Source organism: Pseudonocardia alni (assembly GCF_002813375.1).
Lineage (GTDB): Bacteria > Actinomycetota > Actinomycetes > Mycobacteriales > Pseudonocardiaceae > Pseudonocardia > Pseudonocardia alni.
On sequence record NZ_PHUJ01000003.1, the window covers coordinates 5,288,959 to 5,306,397 of the forward strand.

Genomic DNA, 17,439 nt, shown 5'->3' on the forward strand with positions numbered 1-17,439 from the left:
ACGCCGCCGACCGGACGCCGGCCGCTGGTCGGGGCGCTGGGGGCTGCGAACCCCGCGCCCGCGCGGAGATCCGCGGCCCGCGTGCGTCCGGACGCACGCGCGGAGCGGATCATCGCGCGGACGGTGGGCGGGCCGACGGCGCTCGCCGGGCGGGTCAGCCCCGCTCGGCGGGTTCTCCGGCCGTGTCGGTGTCGGCGGCGCCGTCGTCGGCCGTCGGGTCGTCGTCGGACGGACGGCGCCCGCGCCGGACCGCCTCCGGAACCACCGAGGCCGGCAGCACCCGGGCCCGCAACGACGTCCCGCCGGCCGCGATCGCCGTCCGCACCTCGTCCACCGGGCCGTCGAGCGTGCCGGGCTCGGGCAGCATCCCGCCGTACCAGCTCGCCTCGACCCGGCCCGCCAGCTCCCGCAGCGCCTCGGCGGGGCGCCCGGACAGGCCGTGCCGCTCGGTGATGCGGTCGGCGGCCGCGCGGACGGTGTCCCCGGGCGGCACCGGGACCCCGTGGTCGCGGGAGGCGGCCAGGACCTCGTCCCATGCCGCCGCCGCAGCGCCGTCGCCGCCCGCCCGGGCCAGCCCGGCCCGGCGGGAGTACTGGTGCCGGCGCCACAGGCCCGGGGTCAGCACCACCGCGGCCGCCAGCAGCAGCGCCACGACCAGCGGCCACCAGGACCCGGTCGCGGCCGACGGCTGGTCGGCCGCCTGCTCCTCGGTGGGCGGAGGCTCCGGGGTGGGGCCACCGGCCTCGGGGGGCGGCGGCGTCGCGGACGGCTCGGGCTGCGGGGTCTGCTCGGCGGCGGGCGTGCCGCCGTCCTGCTCCCGGGCCTGCTGGACGTAGGCCGGGTCGATGGTGCGGCCGTCGGCGAGCGGGGTCGGGTCGAAGGTCATCCAGCCGTAGCCGGGGAACCACGCCTCGACCCACGCGTGGGCGTCCTCGGTGGTGATCGTGCGGGCCCCGGAGCCGTCGGCGTCGCCTGCGGTGAAACCGACCGCCACCCGGGCCGGGACGTCGACGGCGCGCAGCATGACCGCCATCGCCGAGGCGTACTGCTCGCAGTAGCCGGTCCGGCCGCGGGTCAGGAAGTCGACCAGGGCGTCGCCGTTGCCACCCGGCGCGGTCGCCAGGCTGTAGGTGAACGGGGAGCCGGGCCCGGTGAAGTGGTCCTCCAGCGCCATCGCCCGGTCGAACGGCGTCGTGGCCCCGGCGGTCACCTCCCGGGCGATCGCGGTGACCCGCGGGTCGACACCGTCGGCGTCGAGGTAGGCCCGGTCGACCGTGGTCGGCCCGGACGCCGCGCGCAGCTGGTCGGCCGACGGCTCCGGCAGCCGCATCGACTGGGTCCAGCCGTCCTCGGACTGTGCGCGCTCGCTGTAGACGATGCCGCCGTCGGTGTCGTAGGCCCAGCTCGGTGAGTTCACCGCGATCCGGGTCGGGTCGCCGAACACCGGCAGCCAGTAGTCGCGGAAGCCCAGGTTCTCGACCTGCACGTCCTGCGACGCGGCCGGCCCGGACGTCGACGGCGGCAGCGGCCCGGTCAGCGGCACGCCCGGCAGCGGGCGCCCCGCCTTCCAGCCCTCCTGCGGCACGTAGGTCTGCAGGGTGAGCGCGCGCAGGTAGGTCGGGGTCCGGAGTCCACGGACGCCGAACAGCGGCCGCGGCTCGCTGCGGGTCAGCTGCCCGCGCAGCGAGGTGAACGGGTTCAGCCCGATCGAGCCGTCGGCGTCGCCCCCGGTCCCTCCGGTGGCGTCGAAGCGACCCGAGGTCCCCACCGACGATGCCAGCAGTCCGGCCAGCAGCGAGCCCACGACGGCGACCGCGACGACCGCGGCTCCGGCCGGGATCTGCCGCAGCCGGTCCGGACGCAGGAGCAGCAGCACGCCGTAGCCGAGCGTCGCCGCGACCACGGTCCACCAGGGCAGCAGGCCCGGCTGCAGCGCCGTCGGCACCGCGAACACCACCAGCAGCGGCACCCCGGCCGCGGCCGGGGCGGCCACGGTCACCGCGAGCCCGAACACCGCGATCGCGATCGTGCCGAACCCGAGGGTGACCAGCAGCAGGATCTCCGGGCTCGCCGCGACCGGCGGCAGGCCGCTGTCGATCTGCTGCCCGGCCCCGCCGAGCAGCCCCGACAGCTCGGCGAACGCCGACGGCCCGGGGAGCACCCCGAGCACGCCGCTGCCGGTGAACCACGCGGTCACCAGCAGGACCAGGACCAGCAGCTGGCCGGGCGCGACCAGCCAGGCCCGCAGCGGCAGCAGCAGGCCGCCGACCAGCGAGACCAGCACGACCGCGACGGCGGCGTGGGCGAACCAGGCCGCGCCCTGCACGACCGAGCTCATCGCCGTCCCGGCGAGCAGCACCGCGACGGCCGTCGCGACCGGTCCCAGTACGACCGTCCAGGCCGGGGCACCCGGCGTCCGGCCCGCGGGCGCGGCGTCGGGGACGGGCGCGGCGGGCGGCGGCGCGGGCCGGACGGGGGGACGGGTCGGCGCGCTCATCCGGTCGCCCCCGTGATGCCGGCCGAGCCGCAGGCGTCCGACCAGGCCCGCTGGACGGTCATGTCGGAGGTGACGACGGTGGCGTGCCAGCCGGCGCGGCGCAGTGCGGCCGCCGCGACCGACGCCGGGCGGGACCGCGTCGCGGCCGACCAGGTGTCGACGTCGAGGACGACGGCGTGCCCGCCGCGCGGCCAGGCCGAGACCAGCGCGGTGACGTCCTGCGGCGCGGTCCCGCCGAGCACCGCGAGCACGCCCTCCGGGTGCCCGGGCCCGGGGCCGGGCGCGGTGAACCCGGTGCTCGCCGAGGGCCGCAGCAGCGCGAGCGACTCCAGCCGCGGGGGGACGGCGTCCGCACCGGTCACACCGGGCGGCACGTCGCCGACGGTGTCGCCGGACTCGTCGACGAGTGCGACAGCCTCGCCGCGCTGCAGCAGATGGACCGCGACACTGGCGGTGAACGCCACCGCCCATTCCAGGCTGGAGGCGGGCCCGTGTCCGCGGTGGGCGCTGTCGCGCCGGTCGATCAGCAGCGTGACGCCGGACGGGTCGGGACGGTCGTCGAGGCGGACCATCAGCTCGTCGCGCCGGGCGCTGGAGCGCCAGTGCACACGGCGCAGCTCGTCGCCCTGGCGGTAGGGGCGGATGAGCACGTCCGGGGTGCCGGGGCCGGGACGGCTGCCGCCCTCGGCGCCGCGCCCGGCGGCGGTGGAGGTCAGGGCCGGGCGCCCGGTCAGCGGGGTGACCCGGGGGAGGACCAGCAGCCGGTCGGCGGGGAGCAGGTCGTGGCGGAACTCGGCGAGGCCGAGCGCGTCGGTGCCGCGACCGCGCAGCGGACCGATCCGGTACGCGCCGCGGGCCGCGGGCCGCACCGGGTAGCCGACCCGGGCACCGCGCCGGCCGAGCCGGTGCACGGTGAACCGCGGCGGGTAGCGGTCGGCGGGACCGGCGGCGTCGGGCACGTGGTCGGCGATCCGCAGTGCGCCCAGCAGGGCGCCGCCGGCGATCCGCAGCAGCACCGTGCCGCCGCTGCCCGCCTCCAGCCGCGCCGGCTCCAGGGTGCGCCCGACCTGCAGCGAGCGGCGCGACCGCAGCGCGACGACGAGTGCCAGCAGCGGCAGCAACAGCACGAACGCCCCGATCCGGACGAGGTCGCGCTCGTCGAGCACGATCGCCGAGACGACCATCGCGGCGCCGCCGGCGAGCAGGCAGCGCCCGCGCACGGTCAGTCCGGCCCGCCGTTCCCGGCGCGGCGCGGCGCCGGCCGCGAGCGGCGCCGACGACCCGGACGACCCGGGTGCCGCCGGGTCACCGGGCTCGGCGGGAGCCGGTGGCCCGGACGGCGGCGCGGTCGGCGCCACCTCAGCTCCGCGGCGGGGACGGCACCGCGACCCGCGCGACGGCGGCCCGCACCAGGTCCGCCGGTGTCCGGCGGGCCGCGACCCCCTCGGGGCCCAGCACCAGCCGGTGCGCGAGGACGGGGACGGCGACGGCCTGGACGTCGTCGGGCACGACGTAGCCGCGCCCGGCGGTCGCCGCCCAGGCGCGGGCGGCCCGCAGCAGGTGCAGGGTCGCGCGCGGCGACGCACCGAGGCGGACCTCGGGCAGCCGCCGCGTCGCCCCGACGACCTCGACGCAGTAGCGGCGCACCTCCGCCGCGGTGTGCAGGCCGCGGACCCCGGCGATCATCGACCGCAGCGTGCGCAGGTCGGTCACCGGCCGCAGCCGCTCCAGCGGGTCGGTCGAGCCGTGCTCCTCCAGCATCGCCAGCTCGGCCGCCGGGTCCGGGTAGCCGACCGAGACGCGGACCGTGAACCGGTCCTGCTGGGCCTCGGGGAGCGGGTAGGTGCCGTCCATCTCCACCGGGTTCTGGGTGGCGACGACCATGAACGGGTCACCCAGCGGGTAGGTGCCGCCGTCGACGGTGACCTGGTGCTCGGCCATGCACTCCAGCAGCGCCGACTGGGTCTTGGGCGAGGCCCGGTTGATCTCGTCGGCGATCACGACGTTGGCGAACACCGGGCCGGGCCGGAACTCGAACTCCGAGGTCTGCCGGTTGTAGACCGACGAGCCGGTGATGTCGCCGGGCAGCAGGTCCGGGGTGAACTGCACCCGGCTCACCGCCCCGTCGACGGCCCGGGCGAGTGCCTTGGCCAGCGTGGTCTTGCCGACGCCCGGCACGTCCTCGACGAGCAGGTGCCCCTCGGCGAGCATCGCGACCAGGGCCAGCCGGATGGTGTCGGGCTTGCCGACGATGATCCGGGCCATCGCGGCGGCGATCCGGCCCGCCGCGTCGGCGACGGCGGCGGCGTCCATCGGCTCGGGCGCGAAACCGGGGTGCGCACCGCCGGCCTCGGCCCGGCGGAGGGGACCACCGGACGGCGACGGGACGGGTGGCACGGAGGGCGCGGACGGCGCGCTCGACGACAACGGGCCTCCTCAGGAGACGGCTCGGGTGACCCCAGTCTGTCAAACGTCCCCCGATCGGGACCGGGCGCCGCCACCCGCCTCGCGCCGCTGCCCCGTACGGCCGAACGCGGAGCGCTCCGGGACTCGCCCCGGCGGCCCCGGGCGCGAGGTCTCCCACGAGGCCCCCACGGCGCCCCACGGTGGTTCCCCACGCCGCTCCACCGCGCGTCCGCCGATCCCCCCACCGCCCCCCACCCGGGCTCACCACGGTCCCCCCACCGGCTCCCCACCCGTCCCCACCCCGGACGACCCGATCGGCCCGAGAACCGTCCCTGACCTGGGACGACGCCGGTGGGGGAGCGGTGGGCGCAGGTGCGGCCGGAGTGGCCGGAAACGGCCTCCGGGCGTCGCGCGACCGGGTGGCGCGTCGCGCACCCCCACTGTCCCCCACCACCTCTGACCTGCGAAGACATCGGACCGGTGGTCGGAGATCCGCCCGTCTCGGGTTGACGGTGGGTGAGTGTGGGGTAGTGTGGTGATCGCTGGGACGAACAGGGGTCCCAGGTGGAGGTGGGGTCGGTGTTCCTCGGCACCTACACCCCGAAGCTGGACGACAAGGGGCGGCTCACGCTGCCCGCAAAATTCCGCGACGAGTTGCGAGGCGGCTGCATGATCACGAAAGGGCAGGACCACTGCCTCTACGTGTTCACCCGTGACGCCTTCACCGAGATGGCGCGCAAGATCGCCGCGGCCCCGCTGACGAACGAGTCGGCGCGGGTGTTCCAGCGGAACCTCTTCTCGGGCACCGACGAGCAGAACCCCGACGGCCAGGGCCGGATCGCGATCCAGTCCGAGCTGCGCCGGTACGCCGGACTGTCCAAGGACTGCGTGGTGATCGGCGCGTTCACGCGCGCCGAGATCTGGGACGCGCAGGCCTGGCAGGAGTACCAGGAGCGGCACGAGGACGAGTTCGCCAAGGCCCAGGAGGAGGTTCTGCCCGGGCTGTTCTGAGTTCCGCTGGCGGGCGGGACGACGGATGGTGGCAGTACCTGAGCAGGACAGCACGACCGACAGCGGACGACACCACCGTCGCCGCCCCGACCCGGGTGCCGTGATCGAGTCGGCCCTGGCACACCTTCCCCGGTGCCAGGTCCGTCTCGGCACGGCCCCCGGGTGGGGACGGCGCCGGCGCCCACCCCGACTGGGGAGTTCGGGTGGCGCGGTGGCGCCCGCGCGTCTTCGGGCGTGGAGCGGACCGGTTGTGGGAGCCGGCACGCCACACCCACGGACATCGACCCTCCCGGTCCCGGCCCCCGTGGCCGGGACCGGGTACGGCCGCCGCACCGACGGCCCGCACGACACGCACGCACCACACGGGGACGGACGGCGCACCGGGGGGTGGGACGTGGACGGTACTTCCGGCGACGGCGCCACCCCGCGCGACGAGCGCGCGCCCGGTGACCGGCACACCCCGGTCCTGCTGGACCGCGTCTCCGAGCTGCTCGACCCCGCGCTGCGCGACCGCGATGCCGTCTACGTGGACGCCACTCTCGGCATGGGCGGCCACGCGGCGGCGCTGCTGGCCGCGCACCCCCGGCTGACCGTCGTCGGCATGGACCGCGACCCGCAGGCCCTCGAGCTCGCGGGCCGCAGGCTGACCGCCTACGCCGACCGGCTGCACCGGGTGCACACCGTCTACGACGACGTCGCCGGCGCGCTGGAGCAGGCGGGCGTGCCCGCCGCCGACGGCATCCTGTTCGACCTGGGCGTCTCCTCGCTCCAGCTCGACGAGGACGCCCGTGGCTTCTCCTACTCCCGCGACGCCGACCTCGACATGCGGATGGACCCGACCACCGGGCCGACAGCCGCCGACGTCCTGAACTCCTACGCCGCCGGCGAACTGCGCCGGATCCTGCGGGAATACGGCGAGGAGCGGTTCGCCGGACCGATCGCCAACGCGATCGTCCGGACCCGGGAGAAGCGCCCGTTCACCCGCAGCACCGAGCTCGTCGAGCTGCTCTACGGCGTGGTCCCGGCCGCGTCCCGGCGCACCGGCGGGCACCCGGCGAAGCGGACCTTCCAGGCACTGCGCATCGAGGTGAACCGCGAGCTCGAGGTCCTGCGCGACGCGTTGCCCGCGGCACTGGACGCGCTCGCCCCGGGTGGGCGGATCGTCGTCCTGTCCTACCACTCGCTGGAGGACCGGATCACCAAGCGCGTGCTCGCCGAGCGCGTCCGCTCGCGGACGCCGGTGGACCTGCCGGTGGAGCTTCCCGGACACGGACCGGAGTTCCGGCTGCTCAGCCGGGGCTCCGAGCAGGCGTCCGACTCCGAGATCGCCCGCAACCCGCGGGCCGCCCCGGTACGGCTGCGCGCGGCGGAACGCGTGGAGGACGGGCCGTGAGCACCCGTGGCACGGATCCGAGCACGCAGGCAGCACCGGCACGGCGGAGAGGCAGGAACCCCCGATGAGCACACCCGTCATCGAGCGCCCGGGCACCCCGGGCGGTGGCCGGCAGCGGCCCGACACCCGCCAGAGCCGTCGTACCGCGGCACCTCCGCGGATCCCGGCCCAGCGCGGCCCCGGCGACGCCCGACGGGTGGCCGACCAGCGCCGCCGTAGCGCGGCCAGGGAGAACACCGGCCGCGCGAAGTTCGTGCTGGTCGTGATGGTCCTGCTGGTCTCGGGTCTGATCGCGACGCTGTGGCTGTCGACCGCCGCGGCGGCCGACTCCTACTCGCTTCAGGCGGCACGGGAGCGGACCGCGTCGCTCACCGAGCAGTCCGAGGCGCTCCGCAAGGAGGTCACGGTGCTGCAGAGCCCCGGCTCGCTCGCCGACCGCGCCGCGGCTCAGGGCATGGTCCGGGTGACCGACCCGGCACGCCTGGTGGTCGCACCGGACGGGCGCGTCGACGTCGTCGGGGAGCCGAGTGCCGCCGTCGCCGCGGCGCCGCCCGCCCCGCCCGCCGCCGACGCACCGGCCCCGCAGGCCCCTCCCGCGCAGCAGGGGCAGCAGCCGGGCGCGGCCACCACCGACCCGGCCGCCGAGGGCGGTGACGCCGCTCCGGGCGCCGCCGCGGGCGGCGCCGCCGGTGCCGGTGAGGGCACCGAGCACGAGGTCCCGGCCGACACCCGGGCGGCGGGCGGGAACTGATGGTCTACGCGCCGCCGCGCCCCCGGCCGCGGGGGCAGGGTCCGCGGGGCGGCCGGCGCCGGTCCCCGGCCGACGACCCGCGGTTCCGGCTGCGCCTGGCCTGGGTGGCGCTGGCCGCCCTGCTGCTGGTGTCCGGGGCGAAGCTCGTCGTCGTCCAGACGGTGCAGGCGGGCACGCTGACCGCGGACGCGGAGAAGCAACGCGCCAGCCGGATCGTCATCCCGGCCGAGCGCGGCGCGATCAGCGACCGCAACGGCGCCGTGCTGGCGTTCTCCACCGAGTCCAAGGCGCTCGTCACCAACCCGCGCCTGATCAACTCCACCAAGGGCGCGGACGCGGTGGCCTACAAGAACCGGATGGCCGACGCCGTCGCCGCGGTGACCCACGGCGACCCCGAGGAACTGAAGCGGGCGCTGAACAGCGACCGCGGTTACGTCGTGATGGCCACCGCGGTCGACCCCGGTCCCGCCCGTGACCTCCGGACGCAGTTCCCGGAGATCGCCGAGGAGAGCCGCGAGGCGCGCCAGTACCCCAACGGGACGCTGGCCTCGAACATCATCGGCGCCGCGACCTGGAGCGCCGACGCGCAGAAGCTGATCGGCCGGATCGGCCTGGAGTCCTCCGACGACGAACTGCTCGCCGGTCGCGACGGCTTCCAGATCGCCGACACCGCCGAGGGCAGCGGCACCGTCATCCCCGGCAGCGTCCGCTCCGAGCAGGCCGCGGTGTCCGGCTCCGACGTGCAGCTGACGATCGACTCCGACCTGCAGTTCCAGGTGCAGCGGATGCTCGCGGACTACGCGGGCCGCGCCGAGGCGCGCAGCGGCTCGGCCGTCGTCCTCGACCGGGCCACCGGGCAGGTGCTCGCGCTCGCCGACAACACCTCGTTCGACCCGGCCCAGCTGCTGTCCGCGGACCCGAACTCGCTGGGCAACAAGGGCGTCACCACGCCCTTCGAACCCGGCTCGGTCAACAAGGTCGTCACCATGGCCGCCGCACTGGAGGCCGGCGTCGCCAAGCCCGACGACGTGCTCGACGTGCCCGGCAGCATCGAGGTCGCCGACCGCACGATCAAGGACGCCTGGGCGCACGGCGTCGACCGCTACACGCTGACCGGCGTGCTGGCGAAGTCCTCCAACGTCGGCACCCTGATGACCGCGCAGAAGGTCGGCGAGGACCGCTTCTCGGACATGCTCGCGAAGATGGGCGTCGGGCAGAAGACCGGTGTCGGGCTGCCCGGCGAGAGCGGCGGACGGGTCCCGGCCCGCGCGACCTGGTCCGGCTCCACCTTCGGCAACCTGCCGATCGGGCAGGGCCTGTCGATGACCGTGCTGCAGATGGCCGGGATGTACCAGGCCATCGCCAACGACGGCGTCCGGGTACCGCCGCGGATCGTCGCCGCGACGACCGGCCCGGACGGCGTCCGGGTACCGACCGAGGCGCCCGAGCCGGTACAGGTGATGTCGCCGCAGACCGCGCAGACCCTGCGGACGATGCTCACCGCCGTCACCCAGAAGGCGCACGGCCAGTCCGGCACCGGGCCCGCCGCCGCGGTGCCCGGCTACGAGGTGGCGGGCAAGACCGGCACCGCCCAGCAGGTGGACCCGGCGACCGGGGCCTACTCGCGCTCCCAGTACTGGATCACCTTCGCCGGGATGCTCCCGGCCCAGGACCCGCGGTTCGTGATCGGGATCATGCTCGACGCCCCGAAGGGCGGGACGAGCGCGGCGCCGCTGTTCCACGACATCGCCTCCTACCTGGCCCAGCGCGACGCCGTGCCGGTCCAGACCGCGCCGCAGCCGGTGCAGACCCTGCAGATCCGGTGACGGCGCGGCCGGGTGCGGTCCGGCTGCGTCGGACGGTCCCGGCCGCTGCCCACCCGTACGGGGCCCGGCCGGGCCGCCGTGCACCCCGCCCGACGAGCCGCCCACCGGCCCGGAACCTGCGCCGGATGGCCGTATCCGGCTCGTCGGACGGCCGTGTGCCGGTCGTCGTTCCGCCGCCCGCCGCGACCTCCTCCGCGAGCGGTCGCGGGCGCCTGACCGGGACGAGGGGCGGCCCGCGCCGGTCGGTAACCTCCGGCCTGTGCCCGACCTCCACACCGCAGCCACCGCCCGCTCCCGGAGCACCGGCGGATCCGCGCTCGGCGGCGGGCCGGGTGGCGTGCAGGGCGACCGGACGGGGACGGGTGACGTGGCGGGATCCCTCGAGTCGCTGCCGGACCGCCCGTCGCAGGTGCGCCCGGTCGACGTCGCCCTGCTCGGGCGGCTCGCCGGCGCCGAGCTGAACCCGCGCACCGCGGGCAGCGGGCCCGGCCCGCTGCTCGACCCCGCGGCCGGACCGCACACCGTCACCGGCGCCACCCTGCGGGCGGGCTCGGTGCGCCCCGGCGACCTGTTCGCGGCCCTGCCCGGCGCCCGCGCCCACGGCGCCGACTTCGCCGCACAGGCCATCGCCTCGGGCGCCGGCGCGATCCTCACCGACGGCGCGGGCGCGGACCGCCCCGAGATCCGGCACTCCCGGCTCCCGGTGCTGGTGCACCCGAACCCGCGCGAGGTCCTCGGCCCGGTCTCGGCCGCCGTCTACGGCGAGCCCACCGCCCGCCTGCGGGTGCTCGGGGTGACCGGCACCTCGGGCAAGACGACCGTCGCCCACCTGCTGGAGGCGGGCCTGACCGCGGCCGGGAGGGCCACCGGTCTGCTCGGCACCGTGCGGACCCGGGTCCAGGTCCCCGGCCACCCGGCCCGGGCGCTGCCCAGCGCGTTCACCACCCCCGAGGCACCGGACCTGCAGGCGCTGTTCGCGGTCATGGTCGAGGCCGGCGTGACCGACGTGGCCATGGAGGTCTCCAGTCACGCGCTCGCGCTCGGCCGGGTCGGCGGGTCCCGGTTCACCGCCGGGGCCTTCACCAACCTGTCCCAGGACCACCTGGACTTCCACCCCACGATGACCGACTACTTCGAGGCCAAGGCCCGGCTGTTCGGCGGCGGCGGGGCGGGCGTGGAGGCCGCGCGGCACGGCGTCGTCTGCGTCGACGACGAGTGGGGCCGCCGGCTGGCGGCCCGCCACCGGGACGCGGTCACCGTCTCCTCCGACCCGCGCGGCGCGCCCGCCACCTGGACGGTCCGCGACCTCACCGCCCACCCCGACGGCACCCAGACCTTCACCGCGGTCGGCCCCGGCGGGCTCGCGGTGCCGGTCACGCTGAGCCTGCCCGGCCGCTACAACGTCGCGAACGCGCTCGTCGCGCTGGCCGTGCTGGACGCCGACGGGATCGACCCCGAGGTGGCCGCGGCCGGGTTCGCCCGGGCGTCGGTGCCGGGCCGGATGCAGCGCGTCGACGCCGGTCAGCCCTGGCTGGGCGTGGTCGACTACGCGCACAAGCCGGCCGCCGTCGCCGCGCTGCTGGACGCGCTGCGCCGCCAGGTCCGCCCGCACGCGCGGGTGATCACCGTGCTCGGCTGCGGCGGGGACCGCGACACCGGCAAGCGCCCGCTGATGGGCGCCGCGGCCGCGATCCGGTCCGACGTGCTCGTCGTGACCGACGACAACCCCCGCAGCGAGGAGCCCGGCGCGATCCGCCGCGCGATGCTCGACGGCGCGTTCGGCGAGCCCGCCCGCGGTGACGTCATCGAGATCGGCGACCGGCGCAGCGCGATCGTCTACGCGGTCCGCTCGGCCCGCCCTGGCGACGCGGTGGTGGTCGCCGGCAAGGGCCACGAGGCCGGCCAGGAGATCAACGGCGTCAAGTACCCGTTCGATGACACCGACGAGCTGGTGGCGGCGATCCGGGCGGCGACGTGACGCGCCGCGGGGCGACAGGGCAGGGCGTGCCGGCACCCGGCACGAACCGCGCACGGGCAGGAGGACGGATCGGACCGGTGGAGGCGAGCGGGCGATGATCGAGATGACGCCGGCGGAGATCGCGGCCGTGACCGGCGGCCGCCTGCACCGCATCGACACCGAGACCGCCGCCGCGCCGGTCACCGCCGTCGAGTTCGACTCCCGGAGGATCGGGCCGGGCGGGCTGTTCCTGGCGCTGCCGGGGGAGCGGGCCGACGGCCACGACTTCGCCGCGCAGGCCGTCACCCGCGGTGCGACCGCGGTGCTGGCGGGCCGCGAGGTCGACGCCCCCGCGGTCGTCGTGCCGCCGGTCGAGGTCCGCGACAGCCACACCTACCTCGGTGCGGTCGACCCCGACGGGACCGGCGCCGCCGTCCTGGCCGGGCTGGGCCGCCTGGCCCGGCACGTGCTGGGCGCCCTGCCGGGGCTCGCCGTCGTCGGCGTGACCGGGTCGGCGGGCAAGACCTCCACCAAGGACCTGCTGGCCGCGGTGCTGTCCCCGCTGGGGCCGACCGTCGCGCCGCCGGAGTCGTTCAACAACGAGCTCGGGACGCCGTACACCGCGCTGCGCGCCGACGCGGGCACCCGCAACCTCGTGCTGGAGTTCTCCGCCCGCGGGATCGGCCACATCGCCGCGCTGTGCGCGGTCGCGCCACCGCGGATCGGGGTCGTCCTCAACGTCGGGTCCGCCCACCTCGGCGAGTTCGGCTCCCGCGCCGCGATCGCCACGGCGAAGGGCGAGCTCGTCGAGGCGCTGCCGCCGGGCGACCTGCCCGGCGGGCGGGGCGGCGTCGCCGTCCTCAACGCCGACGACGAGCTGGTCGCCGCCATGGCGACCCGCACCCCCGCCCGGGTCGTCACCTTCGGACGCGCCGCGGACGCCCACGTGCGGGCCACCGACGTCACCCTGAGCGCGGGCCGGGCGTCGTTCCGGCTGGTCACCCCGGCCGGTTCGGCCGACGTCGCGCTGCGGCTGGTGGGGGAGCACCAGGTCTCCAACGCGCTCGCCGCCGCCGCGGTCGCCCTCGAGCTGGGCGGCACCCCGGACGGGATCGCGGCGGCGCTGTCCGCCGCGACGCCGGCGTCGCGCTGGCGGATGGAGGTCACCGACCGCGCCGACGGGGTGACCGTCGTCAACGACGCCTACAACGCCAACCCCGAGTCCGTCCGTGCCGCGATCGTCGCGCTCGGGCAGATCGCCGGCCCGGACCGCCGGGCCTGGGCGGTCCTCGGCCCGATGGCCGAGATCGGGGACGGCGCGGCCGCCGAGCACGCCGCGGCAGCGGAGAACGCCCGCGCCGCCGGGGCCCGGGTGGTCGCCGTCGGCGCACCCGACTACGGGCCCGGCGCCGAGCACGTCGCCGACGTGCCCACCGCCCTGATCCTGCTGCGGGAGCGGACCCGGCCCGGCGACGTCGTGCTGGTCAAGGCCTCCCGCAGCGCCGGGCTCGAGCGGCTCGCCGCCGGCCTGCTGACGACCGAAGGACTGGTGTGCCGGTGAGGGGCCTGTTCCTGGCCGCGGGTCTCGCGCTCGCGGTGTCGATCCTGCTCACCCCGTACCTGATCCGCTTCTTCGCGCGGCAGGGCTTCGGCCAGGAGATCCGCGAGGAGGGCCCGCAGAGCCACCAGTCCAAGCGCGGTACGCCGACGATGGGCGGCGTGGCGATCCTGCTCGCCATCTGGGTGGGCTACCTGGGCTCGCACGCGTTCACCCGGGAGCCGATCACGGCCTCGGCGCTGCTGGTGCTGTTCCTGACCACCGCGCTGGGCGTCGTCGGGTTCCTCGACGACTTCCTCAAGATCCGTCGTCAGCGCAACCTCGGGCTGAACAAGACCTCCAAGATCGTCGGCCAGGTCCTGACCGCGACGATCTTCGGTGTGCTCGCGGTGCGCTTCGTGAACGAGCGCAACCTCGCGCCCGCCTCGGAGAGCCTGTCGTTCGTCCGCGACATCACGGTGCTGAGCTTCGGCGTCGTCGGGTTCGTGCTGCTGTGCAACCTGATCGTCGCCGCCTGGTCGAACGCGGTGAACCTCACCGACGGCCTCGACGGCCTGGCCGCCGGTACCGCCGCGATGGTGCTCGGCACCTACGTGATCATCGCGTTCTGGCAGTTCCGCAACAACTGCGCGATCGCCGCGACCGCGGGCTGCTACGAGGTCCGCGACCCGCTCGACGTCGGCCTGGTCGCCGCCGCCGCGATGGGCGGCTGCATCGGGTTCCTCTGGTGGAACGCCGCCCCGGCCCGCATCTTCATGGGCGACACGGGGTCGCTCGCGCTGGGCGGCCTGCTCGCCGGGCTGTCCATGGTGACCCGCACCGAGCTGCTGCTCGTCGTCATCGGCGGCGTGTTCGTGGTCGAGGCGCTGTCGGTGTCGCTGCAGATCATCGTGTTCCGCACCTCGCGCCGCCGGCTGTTCCGGATGGCACCGTTCCACCACCACTTCGAGCTCGCCGGATGGGCCGAGACGACCGTCATCATCCGGTTCTGGCTGCTCGCCGCGATCTGCGCGGCGATGGGGCTGGGCATCTTCTACTCCGAGTGGCTGTCCATGTCGGGTTCCGGGTGAGCGGCCCGTTCGGCGGGGACCCGGTCCTGGTCGCGGGGGCCGGTGTCTCCGGTCTCGCGGCCGCGACGGCCCTGGTGGCTGCGGGGGCCCGGGTGCTCCTGTCCGACGACCGCGCGGACGCGCTGTCCGCGCTGCCCGACGGTGTCGAGCCGTGGCGTGGCGGCGGGATCCCCGACGGGGTCCGCACCGTCGTCACCTCGCCCGGGCGCCGGCCGGACCACCCGCTGGTCGCCGAGGCCACCGGGCTCGGCGTCGAGGTCATCGGGGAGCCCGAGCTCGCCTGGCGGCTCGGCGCGCTGCGCGACACACCGCCGTCGTGGCTGGTCGTGACCGGCACCAACGGCAAGACCACCACCACCGAGATGCTCGCCGCGATCCTCGCGCGCGCCGGGGTCGACGCCGTCGCCTGCGGCAACATCGGCCACCCGGTGGTCACCGCGGTCGCGGGGGGCCACGCGGTGCTCGCGGTCGAGCTGTCGAGCTTCCAGCTGCACTGGTCGCCGTCGGTGCGCCCGGCCGCGGGCGTGGTGCTCAACGTCGCCGAGGACCACCTGGACTGGCACGGCGGGACGGACGCCTACGCCGCGGCCAAGGCACGCGCGCTGCTGGGCGACGTCGCGGTCGGCGGGGTCGACGACCCCGTGGCCGCACGGCTGCTCGGGGAGTCCCCGGCACCGCGACGCGTCGGGGTCACCCTCGGCCCGCCCGGACCGGAACAGCTCGGTGTCGCCGACGGGGTGCTGACCGACCGCGCGTTCGGCGGCGGGGCACTGCTGGCGGCCGACGCCGTCGTCCCCCCGGGGCCGCCCGGGATCACCGACGCGCTCGCCGCGGCCGCGTTGGCCCGCGCGCACGGTGTGGACCCGGAGCACATCGGCGCCGCCCTGGCGGCGTTCACCCCCGGCCCGCACCGCAGCGCCCCGGCCGGCGAGCACGCCGGTGTCACCTACCTCGACGACTCCAAGGCCACCAACCCGCACGCCGCCGGGGCCGCGCTGGCCGCCGTCGCCGCCCGGCGGCCCGGTGCCCGCGCCGTCTGGGTGGTCGGCGGGCTGCTCAAGGGTGTCGACCCGGCCGAGCTCGGCAGGCTCGCCGCCGCGCACGCCGAGCGGCTGGCGGGGATCGTCGTGATCGGGACGGACCGGACACCGATCGTCGAGGCGCTGACGCGACACGCACCCGGCCTCCCGGTCGAGGAGGTCGCGCCGGGACACGATGGTCCGATGGCGCCCTCCGACCTGCAGGACCCGATGCCGGCCGCGGTCCGCCGCGCGTCCGGCCTGGCCCGCCCCGGCGACGTCGTGCTGCTCGCCCCGGCCGCCGCCTCGATGGACCAGTTCCGCGACTACGCCCACCGCGGCGACGCGTTCGCCGCCGCCGTCGCCGGCCTGGCCGCGGCCGGGGTGTCCCGGTGAGCCCGGCCGCGCCGGACCGCACGCTCGGTCAGGCCGCCGTGACCGGCACCCGCGGGGCCGTGCTGCGGCTGCGGCGCTGGCTGCGCCGCCCGCTGACCTCGCTGCACCTGATCCTCGGCGTCTTCGGGCTGCTGACCCTGTTCGGGCTGGTGATGGTGCTGTCCGCGTCGTCGGTCGGCGACGGCTCGTCGTACTCGGTGTTCACCCGTCAGCTGATGTTCTGCGCGGTCGGGCTGGTGCTGTTCTACGTGGGCCTGCGGGTCCCCCCGCGTCGCCTGCGCGCCGCGGCACCGGTACTGCTGATCATCGGCCTGGTCGCGCTGGTCCTGGTGCTGATCCCGGGGATCGGTGCGCTGCGCGGCGGCGCCCGGTCCTGGTTCGCGTTCGGCCCGGTCTCGCTGCAGCCGTCGGAGGGCGTGAAGATCGCGCTGACGCTGTGGGGCGCCCACGTGCTCGCCGCCCGCCGCGCCGTGATGCACCGCTGGAAGCACGCCCTCAACCCGGTCGTCCCGGTGACGCTGGTGATCTTCACGCTGCTCGTGCTGGAGCCCGACCTCGGTATGACGATCTCGGTCGGGATCATCATGCTCGCGCTGCTGTACTTCGGCGGCGCCCCGGTGAAGCTGCTCGCGCTGATCGCGGGCGGCGGCCTGGCCGGCGCGGTGATCCTCGGGCTGACCGCCGGGTACCGGGCCAGCCGGATCACGGCGTTCCTGTCGTCGTCGGCGGACCCGCTGGGCCCGGCCTACCAGGCGACGCAGGCGCTGTATGCGCTCGCCGACGGCGGCCTGTTCGGCGTCGGCCTCGGCCAGGGCCGGGCGAAGTGGGACTACCTGCCCAACGCCCACAACGACTTCATCTTCGCGATCATCGGCGAGGAGCTGGGCCTGGTCGGGGCGGGCGCGGTACTCGCGCTCTTCGCGACGCTGGCCTACACCGGCATGCGGATCGCCGCCCGCAACACCGACCCGTGGCTGCGGATCGTCGTCGCGACGTCGACGGCGGGCATGGTCGTGCAGGCGTCGATCAACATCGGGTACGTCGTGGGACTGCTGCCGGTGACCGGGCTGCAGCTCCCGCTGATCTCCTCCGGCGGTACCTCGCTGGTGGTGACCATGTTCCTGTTCGGGCTGCTCACGAACGCGGCCCGGCACGAGCCGGAGGCGGTCGCCGCGCTCCGGAAGGACGGGCAGGGGCGGCTGGCGAAGCTGCTGCGCCTGCCGTTGCCGCAGCCCTACCGCGCACCGGCACCGGTGTCGCGGTGGGCGGCGCGCTAGGGCGCTCCCACTCCGAGTGGGAGCGGACACGACGGACGACGCAAGGGGCACGAGAGCGTGACGGGTACGGATCAGACCGGCGGGAACGACGGCACCGGCTCGGGCCGGGAGCCCGGCCGGCGTCCGACCATGGGCGGCCGTGCTCCCGGGCCCCACGAGGTCCGGCCGGACGGTGTGGTCTTCGGTGGCCCGGACGGGGCGGGCGGCACGGGCGGCCGGCCGGGCTGGCCCACGGAGTCCCCGTCGGGTGCCGACCTGTTCGATGCCTCTGCTGCTCC

12 protein-coding genes are annotated in these 17,439 nt (G+C 76.3%); 9 read left to right on the forward strand and 3 right to left on the reverse strand.

What is annotated here, in order from left to right; genetic code table 11:
• Window positions 1–154: 154 nt before the first annotated feature.
• From ATL51_RS26025 to ATL51_RS26035, 3 genes are read right to left on the reverse strand one after another with little or no spacing between them, the layout of a single operon-like run.
• Window positions 155–2,497, reverse strand: a complete 2,343-nt coding sequence (locus tag ATL51_RS26025; protein WP_167410054.1) for a transglutaminase TgpA family protein — start codon at window positions 2,495–2,497, stop codon at window positions 155–157.
• Window positions 2,494–3,855, reverse strand: coding sequence for a DUF58 domain-containing protein (locus ATL51_RS26030; RefSeq protein ID WP_100880229.1), 1,362 nt, complete (start codon window positions 3,853–3,855; stop codon window positions 2,494–2,496). The genes ATL51_RS26025 and ATL51_RS26030 overlap by 4 nt, the downstream gene beginning before the upstream one ends.
• 1 nt (window position 3,856) lies before the next feature.
• Complete coding sequence (locus ATL51_RS26035; RefSeq protein WP_073574079.1) at window positions 3,857–4,810, reverse strand: AAA family ATPase; 954 nt, start codon at window positions 4,808–4,810, stop codon at window positions 3,857–3,859.
• Window positions 4,811–5,482: 672 nt separating this feature from the next.
• On the opposite strand from ATL51_RS26035, the gene mraZ reads away from it, so the two are divergent.
• The 9 genes from mraZ to ftsW all read left to right on the forward strand — a co-directional run bounded on the left by mraZ (window position 5,483) and on the right by ftsW (window position 17,161).
• Window positions 5,483–5,914, forward strand: a complete 432-nt coding sequence (gene mraZ / locus ATL51_RS26040; RefSeq protein ID WP_043276508.1) for a division/cell wall cluster transcriptional repressor MraZ — start codon at window positions 5,483–5,485, stop codon at window positions 5,912–5,914.
• Between the two features lie 394 nt (window positions 5,915–6,308).
• Window positions 6,309–7,307 carry a 16S rRNA (cytosine(1402)-N(4))-methyltransferase RsmH gene (gene rsmH, locus ATL51_RS26045; protein WP_073574078.1) on the forward strand — a complete coding sequence of 333 codons (999 nt, stop codon included), beginning with the start codon at window positions 6,309–6,311 and terminating at the stop codon, window positions 7,305–7,307.
• 64 nt (window positions 7,308–7,371) lie between these two features.
• Window positions 7,372–8,058 carry a septum formation initiator gene (locus tag ATL51_RS26050; RefSeq protein WP_100880230.1) on the forward strand — a complete coding sequence of 229 codons (687 nt, stop codon included), beginning with the start codon at window positions 7,372–7,374 and terminating at the stop codon, window positions 8,056–8,058.
• Entirely contained in the window at window positions 8,058–9,884 is a 1,827-nt protein-coding gene (locus ATL51_RS26055; RefSeq protein ID WP_100880231.1) for a peptidoglycan D,D-transpeptidase FtsI family protein, read from the forward strand. The genes ATL51_RS26050 and ATL51_RS26055 overlap by 1 nt, the downstream gene beginning before the upstream one ends.
• Window positions 9,885–10,251: 367 nt before the next feature.
• Window positions 10,252–11,862 (forward strand): UDP-N-acetylmuramoyl-L-alanyl-D-glutamate--2,6-diaminopimelate ligase, encoded by a 1,611-nt coding sequence (locus tag ATL51_RS26060; protein ID WP_167410107.1) that lies wholly within the window; start codon window positions 10,252–10,254, stop codon window positions 11,860–11,862.
• 94 nt (window positions 11,863–11,956) lie between these two features.
• Window positions 11,957–13,402 carry a UDP-N-acetylmuramoyl-tripeptide--D-alanyl-D-alanine ligase gene (locus ATL51_RS26065; protein ID WP_100880232.1) on the forward strand — a complete coding sequence of 482 codons (1,446 nt, stop codon included), beginning with the start codon at window positions 11,957–11,959 and terminating at the stop codon, window positions 13,400–13,402.
• The gene (gene mraY / locus ATL51_RS26070) at window positions 13,399–14,469 is read left to right on the forward strand and encodes a phospho-N-acetylmuramoyl-pentapeptide-transferase (RefSeq protein WP_062404548.1); all 1,071 of its coding nucleotides are present in this window, start codon (window positions 13,399–13,401) and stop codon (window positions 14,467–14,469) included. The genes ATL51_RS26065 and mraY overlap by 4 nt, the downstream gene beginning before the upstream one ends.
• The gene (murD, locus tag ATL51_RS26075) at window positions 14,466–15,884 is read left to right on the forward strand and encodes a UDP-N-acetylmuramoyl-L-alanine--D-glutamate ligase (RefSeq protein WP_301549198.1); all 1,419 of its coding nucleotides are present in this window, start codon (window positions 14,466–14,468) and stop codon (window positions 15,882–15,884) included. Before mraY ends, murD begins: the two co-directional genes overlap by 4 nt.
• Window positions 15,881–17,161 carry a putative lipid II flippase FtsW gene (gene ftsW, locus ATL51_RS26080; protein WP_100880234.1) on the forward strand — a complete coding sequence of 427 codons (1,281 nt, stop codon included), beginning with the start codon at window positions 15,881–15,883 and terminating at the stop codon, window positions 17,159–17,161. The genes murD and ftsW overlap by 4 nt, the downstream gene beginning before the upstream one ends.
• Window positions 17,162–17,439: the final 278 nt, after the last annotated feature.

What these genes read in the sequence shown, in the direction of transcription:
- ATL51_RS26025 (WP_167410054.1), bottom strand. Translation starts at nt 2,497, where the DNA reads ATGAGCGCGCCGACCCGTCCCCCCGTCCGGCCCGCGCCGCCGCCCGCC.
- ATL51_RS26035 (WP_073574079.1), bottom strand. Translation starts at nt 4,810, where the DNA reads ATGGACGCCGCCGCCGTCGCCGACGCGGCGGGCCGGATCGCCGCCGCG.
- ATL51_RS26050 (WP_100880230.1), top strand. Translation starts at nt 7,372, where the DNA reads ATGAGCACACCCGTCATCGAGCGCCCGGGCACCCCGGGCGGTGGCCGG.
- ATL51_RS26055 (WP_100880231.1), top strand. Translation starts at nt 8,058, where the DNA reads ATGGTCTACGCGCCGCCGCGCCCCCGGCCGCGGGGGCAGGGTCCGCGG.
- ATL51_RS26065 (WP_100880232.1), top strand. Translation starts at nt 11,957, where the DNA reads ATGATCGAGATGACGCCGGCGGAGATCGCGGCCGTGACCGGCGGCCGC.